The organism is Vibrio sp. D173a, assembly GCF_030248475.1.
In genome coordinates this window covers 1-8,540 of record NZ_JAHGAH010000152.1, presented here as the reverse complement: position 1 = coordinate 8,540, position 8,540 = coordinate 1, and the positions used below count along the sequence as shown (strand labels likewise).

The window sequence follows — 8,540 nt, the reverse complement described above, 5'->3', positions numbered from 1 at the left end:
CCATTGGGGTCCACTTCTATACTCTTCGAGTTCCGGAACTGGGATAATTTGCTCAGCATTTATCAGTACGTCTTCTTTGTAGTGGTAAGGAGCTAAACGAACACAGCTGATGTCGATGCCTTTGTCACGTAGCCAAAGCACCGACGTAGTCAGTTCTTTACCAAAGTCAGCCGAAGCCAGAACAATGCGAACATCATTACCGAAGTCATCTAAACTGCTTTCATCAAGGTCGACAAACTCAAGTAGGCTTTCACGGGCGTCGATATCTAAGCCTTCTTTACCTATGTAACGTCCATAGTATTCACATGCTTTTTCAAACGTCATGGTAGATATCATGGCAGCATAACGCAGTGCTTGAAGCTCCATTTGTGCGCCTACGTCATCGCGCTTTAGTTCGATCACGACTAGATTGGCACTTCGATCAATCGCAAGTAAGTCGATTCTACGTTTGCTGTCTTCCCAATCTGAAAATTCTTTAGAGATCACCAGGCAATCTGGGGCAATCGCATCAATACAGCCTTTTAATGCTTCTTGAAGATCTTGACGCTCTTGTAGCCCTTCTGCAGCAAACGTAGTTGGCGTTAAGGCAGTTAAGTTTTTATTTGCAATATTGTATAAACTCATAAGGATTATTTATTACTCAAGCTACACATTTGGCCGCGATCCAATCGAGCATCGGCGTGTGCTCTCGATCCCTAGACTGGGAAAGGAAGTACGCAGCCATCGGCGATACCGAATAAAAGAATCGCAATATCATTGGGCGATGGTGGAATATCAACGCCTCACCCATACTTGCGGGTTAGGTGAATTATGAGGGGATCCGCCAGGTTTAAGGCAATCAAGAATAGAAGCGAAGTGTTGATTGTCCCTGCCAGCATTTACACTCAGGTGTTCATTATCGATTAAAACGATTTTAGGGCGGCGGCATACCTTATCAACAACTGCCTGTTGCAAGCCATATTGATAATCACAAATGAGCATACCATCAGGGTCGGAATACTCGGCCATAACTATCGGTAACCGATCAGAACGCCAAGGAGTGCCCGACAGCGCTAATGTGTAACGGGCAAAACCTTGGATCTTACTGATAATTTCTAACCCCCATGAATTTGACCTACCCTCATCATCAAACGAGCAATGGTGGATCTCATCAAATACGACTAGTACCCGATATTTACTGACGGTGTTCCAGAAGTTTTCATCTAAAAAACGGATGGATTGATAGGTATAAGACCCACCTAAAGAGCCCAAGCCTCCATTAAAGGAACATTCCAGTTTCCATGAAAAGGTCTTTTTCATCCCTTCAGCGACCGAAAGTGATGGTGAGAAACAGAGAACTAAGTCAATCATACCTTCTTGAAAAAGACGCTTAGCAACCTCTGCTGCCATAACGGTTTTACCAGCACCAGGAGTGGCTTGACAGAAAAAATGTGGGCGTCGATTTGATGAAAACTTATTGATAGCCAGCTCTACGCACTCAGCTTGCCATGTTCTTAACATTGGGAAGCCTTGCTTTGGGCTACTTGCATCCAGTTGGTTAGTGCATTGATTTTGCCCAATAGCTTAGCTGATCGCTCTCTCGCTGCATTGAATAACGGTTCCATATCATGCTTGTTGTTTGGAAAACGCGTTAACAAAGATTGGTATTCCTCAATCTCGCCCAGAGTAATCGCTAACTCACCTTCATGTTGTTTTTTCTCTTGTTCTAGTGCATTTAGAGAGAACTCCGGAGGTTGAACAGTTATTGAATCAACTTTAGCTTTCTTATTTCTAGCTGCTCGAGGCTCAATTGTAAGCGCTTTAAATTCATTAGTTTGATGGTAACGCTTGCCTCTGCGAGTCCCAATGACAGAAAGCCAGCCTTTCTCCTCAAGTGATAGAAGTTGCTTATAAACATACTTTCGAGCTTCATCACTGCTCGTAAAGGTTGAAGTACTATTTAACAAAGCATCCCTAGCTTCTATAACAGAGAAGTCATCCATCCCTTTTTCAATCAATAGGTTAAACATATCAGGGTTAATTCTGGTTACTTTCTTCATGTGACTCTTGCACGCAATAAAAACTTAGGATTGCTAAGTATACAAAAATCAGTAAAACTTAGACAATCTAAGTTATCTAAAGGTTGAAAAGAAATGTGTAAGTGCAGAAAGACAACCCAATCCCAGCGAGGCTCAAAGCTGCGCGTAAAAAAGCCAAGATCACCCAAAAAGATTTAGGGGTGAAAATCGGCATGGAACCAAGTTCTGCTAGTGGGCGAATGAACCATTATGAGAAAGGTAGACACGTACCAGATATTGGTACACTCGAACGAATGGCTGAAGAGTTAGATGTGCCGCTAAACTACTTTTTCTGTAGGAACGAATTGAGTGCTGAACTGGCGTGTGCCATTGATAAGATGAGTGATGAAGAGAAGGCGGTGTTGCTTAAGAGTCTAAAGAGTGAGAGCTAATACTTAAGCTTTAAGTCCATTTTTGCTCAGTAACATACTCAATGGAATTGCATCCGTAAATCGCGGAGCAAGTATCTTATCTTCTACGGCAATGGCATTCAGGTTGTAAGACGATCCAGAGTCAATTTGATGAAGACGAAGCTCCTCGATAGAACAATTAAAAGGGTTGTCCAAGTAGGGAAACTTAAATGAAAAGGTACGTGACAATATCGCTTTATCTATCGTATCAACGTTCTCACTGAAACTCATAAGTAGTGCGTCTTTCAAGAAGTGCTTTAACGCTCGGCACTCCCCTCTACACATAATAAACAAAGGATATAACACTTCATTTTTTGTAAGCACCGGCGGTTCATCAAAGCCCATTCTCGCACTCAAACCAGCAACAAATTTAGCAAAGTGCTTTTTTTGCTCCAAGTCAAAACTATAAGATACCGTTCCACTCGAATGGCTGTTAGCTTTCAACAGCTTGAAATAGTTAATCTTTCGTCTCCAACTTAATCGTGAGTTCCATTGTGGCTCTGTCGCTATTACATCAGCATATGGCATACCAACCAGCACAAACGAGACTTTTGCTTCTTCACTTATATATTTGAACGTATTAGCAATAGCTTGCCTTTCTTCTGCTGTAGAAAACTCCACAAGCTCTTGAATTTCATTGACAATAATCAGCTCTACAGATTTACGCTGAAGTTGCTTTACTACAGCTTCGCCAAGTGCAATTTCATTCCGTCGTCGAGGGCTTCTTCCACCTAACTTTCCCCCCAAATCAACTAAAAACTGTGTGAGCGTATTCTGTTCATTTATACGGCTCGGCACTCTAGTGCTAAGAACTGGTTGTTTACTCCAAGTTGAACTCGACGGAAAGCGTGATAGGTAATTATTAATCAAAGCCGTCTTTCCACTTCCGGCCTCTCCAGTTAACAAGAAAGACTCTGGTTCACCGCCAAGAGAGTGGTTAAAACGAAGTTGATCGAAAATAGAGTAGATTTCAGCAATTGCAGGGTATTCAATAAAGCAGGTTTCAAAGGATCTTAGCTGTTCAAACTGCCTAGATGTTAAGTTCAAATTAATACCCCTCAATATCTTCAAAATTATCATCAGATAACTGCTCTGAGACATCGAACACTACAGTGGTTTCTTGTTTAACTGGAGTCGTATTGATTGAGCTTGGCCCCTCTGACCCCACATCATTAAACCTTGCTAGCTTCGAAGTGTTACCCGTTTTAGGCAAGCTAGACCTATTACTTTTTGTACTTCGGAACCTATCAGTTTCTTCCTGAATACGTTTTTTCATGTATAGAAATGTATCCGCAAGCGCCTCATCATCAGCAAGCTGCTTAGTGTTAAGCCTGCGTACTTTTTGTATTCGCTCGTGTTCAAAAAGCGACAGCCCTTTTGTATATCCGCTGTTGTCTACCGCTGGAACTTTTATGTACCTCTTTTCCGACTCTATATAGACATGGATATAGCTGATATCAGCAGGGTCTGTTTTGGTCTTAACAAACAGCTTTTTCCCATTGTTGGACGCACAATATTTACGGTATTCAATAAGTTCTGAGGACTGATAGCGTAGGTTATGAAGCCTGATCCCTGCCACTCCAATGGTTCTGTGTCTAAGCAAACCTAGCTCAACTCTCAACTGCTCCTTCTCAGCACCACTGTAGTAGGAAGGAGTCCATTCCGATTGATTCCACTTGTGGTATGGAATGTCACGTTCTCTTGAATCAGGTGCCATATGGTAATAGTCGACAATCCACTTATGAAGTAACTCAAGAAACACGGAAACTCTAACCACCGCATCCTTTTTAGGATTGTAATCTTGAAGTTGAGTAGGATTGGTGAACGTTTTTCCAGGCAATGCGTTTACTAACCCTTTGTTCATCTGATCAAACAGCTTTTCTATCCCAGACTTTCGCCAAGGCTTAGCTGCTTGACTATATTGGATGTCAAACACTAGAGGCCGTAACGAATCTTCCAAGCTTTGACTCCAAAATTCGGCACCATTATCGACAACTAAACAGTCAATCTTACCGTGGCAAGGCCATTCATTATCAATACATGGATATCTTTGCTTTACCCAACTCTTATCTAATAGCGAGTTCAATAGCGCCTTCCTGACAGAGTCAAAACTAGGCTCTCTAAAGTTGATACTGCACCCTACGATACATTTACTGAAGCGGTCATATAGCATCGTCAGGTAGGGTCGCCCTAAAGGAATATCTAGCTCGTCATCAATCAAAATCACTGGAACTGGAGTATGGTCAATTTCGACAAACTCCATTGGTTTAGTCGCAGCCACCTGTTGACCAACTGACCGAAATTCTCGGTCTGCGTATCGTTTGCCAAACCTTGCAATCGCAACCTCATATGGAGGTAAGTCGTGTATTCGATTGTAAAAAGAGCGCTCTGAAATTGGTTTGATTTTTCCCTCGACAATCCCGCGATTTATTTGAATCACTCGACTCTTATAGTATCGGTATGCTTCTGCGACGCTAAGTCGTTCACGTGTCAGGTATACGTTCTGAATTGCCTCATCAATCAAGGATTGCGAATCTATTTCTTTTTGGCGGTTGCCCTTAAACGAATGTTTCGGAATAAGTGCACATGGGTCTTTACCCGCTTCAAAGTAAGATTTTTTCCAAGTCGCTAAAGTTCGCCAACTCGGAGGAGTGAGCTGTAATTCCGACTCCACGAGACTTAAGATAGGGTTCAAGTTGTTCTCGGTCCATCCGCCATTTAAACGCTTCTCCACGAAAGCGATGATTTTGATACGACGGATAACTTCTTGCTGTACCTTCGGTGATTGAGAATCAATAGTTGAAGAGATTTCAATAGGTTCTTGAATTAGCTCTATTGGAAGCGGCTGAGACTCTCCCTCTGAGGCTTCAAACTCATCAAAGAACCCAAATATGTTATTAGAGTCCGATGACATAGTTAACACCAAACGTAAGTTTCGAGACCAAAGTTAATGCCGTTTAGGTCTGTTTTAACTTGTCCCGAAGAGATCCAAGGTAGAGTAGAGATAAGTGTGTCCTGCTCCGATAAACCGAAATACAAAGACACCTCTTGTAACTTCACCATTTGCTTGCGTTGAATAAACTCCAAAACTAGCTTTTGAAACTCAGTCACGGTTCGCAATCCGGAGTAACAGTGTAGTAGCTTGAAGTTATCTAAAGTTGGTCCCATTCTAATTTGCTTCTCAGTAACCAAAACTAAGCGCCTGTTGAACTCATTCAACGCAACTCTCTGTTTCTCTTCAAATCTATTCCTGAAATCAGGTTTGAGAATCTGACTAGAGTGTTTTATTTCGAAGAGGGTTGACTGCTCGTTGTGATCTGTTACTAATAAATCCGGGGTATATCGGCACTTACGACTATTGAATTGATAGTGGAAGCCAAAAGGTTGAGAGGTAAAACTTTTAATGTTTGCGTTATATCCGAGGTGAAAGCAGAAATCGAACTCCAAAATGGAGAGAGTGCGAACAACAACATCTATAAGCTCATGAACTTATAGATGTTGTGGACGTGAGATGATTTCTTGGTTTGGTCGAACATAGCAAATCACTTTTGTTGTAAACCTACAAAAAAATAGACTATGAAGACTTATGATGCAGAAATGAAGAAAGCCTGCAATTTATGCGAACATATATTGCAGACTTCATAAAGGGTGGGACCCCAGCCACATCCCGGCACACAAGTCACACGCTGCGGCTGCTTCCTTCCGGACCTGACCGAGTTCACGAGCTATTGTTGCGAGAGGACCAAGGCCCCATAATTCTGTTTTGAGAGCGTGTCTCAAATGATGTGAGGATTATTCAGCATCGCCTGTCGGATTGCAAGGGCTAAAGCGACGATTTTCTCCTTTTCACTTCCGTTTGGACAAAACTCGGTCAATTCAGCGCATTAGGTTCAAACTAGACAAGGGGTTGATTCCTTGCGATCACGAGAGGCTTGCTTACTTGAGTACATATCTTGATCTGCGAGGTGCAATGCTTGTTCAAGACTGACACAGCGCTCACGCTTAGCAGAAACACCAACTGAGATCGTTACTTGGCTTAAATCACCAAATAGCTCCTCTTTTACCTCTAGGCAGTTAAGCTCTTCTATTGCCCTCGCAAGCTGCATCTCCGTCGGATACCCGAGCAAAATAAACTCGTCACCTCCAATACGATAGCTCCTGCCCGTCCATATACGATGTATTTTTAGCGACAGCAACTGCAGTACCTTATCTCCGGCTCTGTGTCCGTAGGTATCATTGATTTGCTTAAATTTATTGATATCAAGGTACAAAATAGCAAGATCTTTCGGTACGCCTTGGCGGTATTTCACCTGTAAAGAGCGGCGATTTCTCAAGCCAGTTAAATTGTCGGTGTTCGACTGACGGTACAAATACAAACTGACACCCAGAGCGAACACCAGCACAAAAATAAACACCGCTTGCGTTTGAGTGGCTAAGCGAACTTCGTACTCCAATGCCGTGCGCCAGTCTGGTCTCAAATCGTATTGGGCAACAATCTTTTCCAGATCCAACATAGAAATCGCACGACTAAAATACGGGGCGAGGATTTTGCCACGTTCATTATTCGTTAAACCAACAGACAATTCAGACTGGTAGAACTCACCAATCGCATCATCTTGTTCAATAGGAATCAGTTCACTAAGACGCAGGAAGTGATTGAACATCACTGTGTCCATTGCAATGTAGTCAATCTCTCTGGCAAGTAGCGCATCCAACATCGCCTGCTGTGAATCAAAACGATTGAGTTCCTTTAATGGCAACATTTGCGTCAGCATCTGATCAAAGAAATCATCCTTCACGACACCAATGCGCTCTGATATCAATTGGGACACATGAGAATACACATTTGGCTTGTATCCAAGGCGTTTTACCACCACAGAGGTTGGTTGATAATGGTACTCAGGGAAGTAACTGAACGCACGTCGCTCACGGCTGATGGTCAGCGGCGCAAGCATATCGAACTCCCCTTAAATGAACTGGTTATACATCGATTCCCAGCTCTCGTTTGGTTTGCTGATCACCACGCAATTCAGAGCCAAGATTTCACAACTCTTAAGCACCACATCGGCGGTCATCCCCTCTACGCTTCCATCCGAGCGATAAACCACATAAGGGAAAATAGATTCAAATTTAATCGTAAACGGTTTTTCGAGATCGATAGGCAACTTCTTAATTGATTCACGTAACGCGGTTTGTCTCAGTTTGAATTGGTACAAGGCTACCTTCTCTCGCAGCAATTTCTGAACTTCTTCGCTATGAATAAAGTCAGCGAACTGTGCAAGAACTTCGAGGTGCGCGCCTTTCTGACTCACAATAGAAACGGGTTTGATTGAGATATGGTCGTTCAGCAGTGTCGCATCAAACCCTTCTAATAGCATAGGCTTGAGCTGATTGATGGCATCCACTACGCTATCAACCTTACGAGAACGAAGCAATGACACCGCTTCTTCATGCCCTTGATATGGCACTAGGAGCAACTCTGGATAGTTTTGCTGGATCAGCGCTTCGTAGATGGTGCCTTTAGGCACACCAACAACATTCGCTTCACTCAGTGTCATGCCGCTCAAACCATAAAGATAGGTGTATTCAATATTGGTTGGGCGTGAATAACTGAACTTCTGAGCGCGCTCTTGGGTGAAAGTGATATTCGCAGCGAAATCACTTTCACCGCGGGCAACAGAATCTAAAATCCCATCAAAGCTCGAATAATTAACATATTCAATTGAGACATCAAATTTTTCCGCCACCGCATCAAACAGGACACGAGTAACGACATCATCCGCTTCTGTCGCTACCTTATAATGGGAGACATACTCTGGTTCTGCTTTGAGACTTAGGCTCAATAGAAAGCAAGCAAAAACCAACAGCCTTTGAACTACTTTAACCATGACTAACGTTTCTAAAAGACCCAATAAACCGGGATTAAGATTGAATTTTTATTATTAAATACACAATAAATATGAAAGGCCGAACATATATACCTAAGTGACTTCAAGATGCAGGATTCAGAGCGTTGTCATTGATTCGAGGGCAAGGAAAACAACGCAGTGTAATAGCCAGTTCTTTCCAAGTT

At 42.7% G+C, this 8,540-nt stretch carries 4 protein-coding genes, 1 other RNA gene and 5 pseudogenes; 2 read left to right on the top strand and 8 right to left on the bottom strand.

Annotation, left to right across the window (positions count from 1 at the left end; all coding sequences use genetic code 11):
• Window positions 1–624 (bottom strand): annotated as a pseudogene (locus KIV40_RS16120) (hypothetical protein); the annotation flags it as partial.
• A 43-nt stretch (window positions 625–667) separates the two neighbouring features.
• On the opposite strand from KIV40_RS16120, the pseudogene KIV40_RS16115 reads away from it, so the two are divergent.
• Window positions 668–814, top strand: a pseudogene (locus KIV40_RS16115) (transposase); the annotation flags it as partial.
• Here the strand turns inward: KIV40_RS16115 and KIV40_RS16110 are convergent.
• Both KIV40_RS16110 and KIV40_RS16105 read right to left on the bottom strand, forming a co-directional pair.
• Window positions 805–1,500: pseudogene (locus tag KIV40_RS16110) on the bottom strand (DEAD/DEAH box helicase); the annotation flags it as partial. The pseudogenes KIV40_RS16115 and KIV40_RS16110 sit on opposite strands and share 10 nt — an antisense overlap.
• A complete protein-coding gene (locus KIV40_RS16105) occupies window positions 1,494–2,039 on the bottom strand; it encodes a hypothetical protein (RefSeq protein ID WP_105064970.1) in 546 nt (181 codons plus the stop codon). The gene KIV40_RS16105 and the pseudogene KIV40_RS16110, both read right to left, overlap by 7 nt.
• Before the next feature lie 101 nt (window positions 2,040–2,140).
• Here KIV40_RS16105 and KIV40_RS16100 point away from each other — a divergent pair, with 101 nt between their 5' ends.
• Entirely contained in the window at window positions 2,141–2,449 is a 309-nt protein-coding gene (locus KIV40_RS16100; RefSeq protein ID WP_269986822.1) for a helix-turn-helix domain-containing protein, read from the top strand.
• A 3-nt stretch (window positions 2,450–2,452) separates the two neighbouring features.
• Here KIV40_RS16100 and KIV40_RS16095 read toward each other — a convergent pair whose 3' ends face one another.
• The 5 genes and pseudogenes from KIV40_RS16095 to KIV40_RS16070 all read right to left on the bottom strand — a co-directional run bounded on the left by KIV40_RS16095 (window position 2,453) and on the right by KIV40_RS16070 (window position 8,355).
• Window positions 2,453–3,547, bottom strand: coding sequence for a TniB family NTP-binding protein (locus tag KIV40_RS16095; protein ID WP_285350199.1), 1,095 nt, complete (start codon window positions 3,545–3,547; stop codon window positions 2,453–2,455).
• Window positions 3,516–5,381, bottom strand: a complete 1,866-nt coding sequence (locus KIV40_RS16090; RefSeq protein WP_285350197.1) for a Mu transposase C-terminal domain-containing protein — start codon at window positions 5,379–5,381, stop codon at window positions 3,516–3,518. Before KIV40_RS16090 ends, KIV40_RS16095 begins: the two co-directional genes overlap by 32 nt.
• Window positions 5,382–5,383: 2 nt before the next feature.
• A pseudogene (locus tag KIV40_RS35440) lies at window positions 5,384–6,003 on the bottom strand (Tn7 transposase TnsA N-terminal domain-containing protein).
• 115 nt (window positions 6,004–6,118) lie between these two features.
• An RNA gene (gene ffs, locus KIV40_RS16075) (signal recognition particle sRNA small type) lies at window positions 6,119–6,215 on the bottom strand.
• 142 nt (window positions 6,216–6,357) lie between these two features.
• Window positions 6,358–8,355 (bottom strand): annotated as a pseudogene (locus KIV40_RS16070) (GGDEF domain-containing protein).
• Window positions 8,356–8,540: the final 185 nt, after the last annotated feature.

What these genes read in the sequence shown, in the direction of transcription:
- KIV40_RS16105 (WP_105064970.1), bottom strand. Translation starts at nt 2,039, where the DNA reads ATGAAGAAAGTAACCAGAATTAACCCTGATATGTTTAACCTATTGATT.
- KIV40_RS16095 (WP_285350199.1), bottom strand. Translation starts at nt 3,547, where the DNA reads ATGATAATTTTGAAGATATTGAGGGGTATTAATTTGAACTTAACATCT.
- KIV40_RS16090 (WP_285350197.1), bottom strand. Translation starts at nt 5,381, where the DNA reads ATGTCATCGGACTCTAATAACATATTTGGGTTCTTTGATGAGTTTGAA.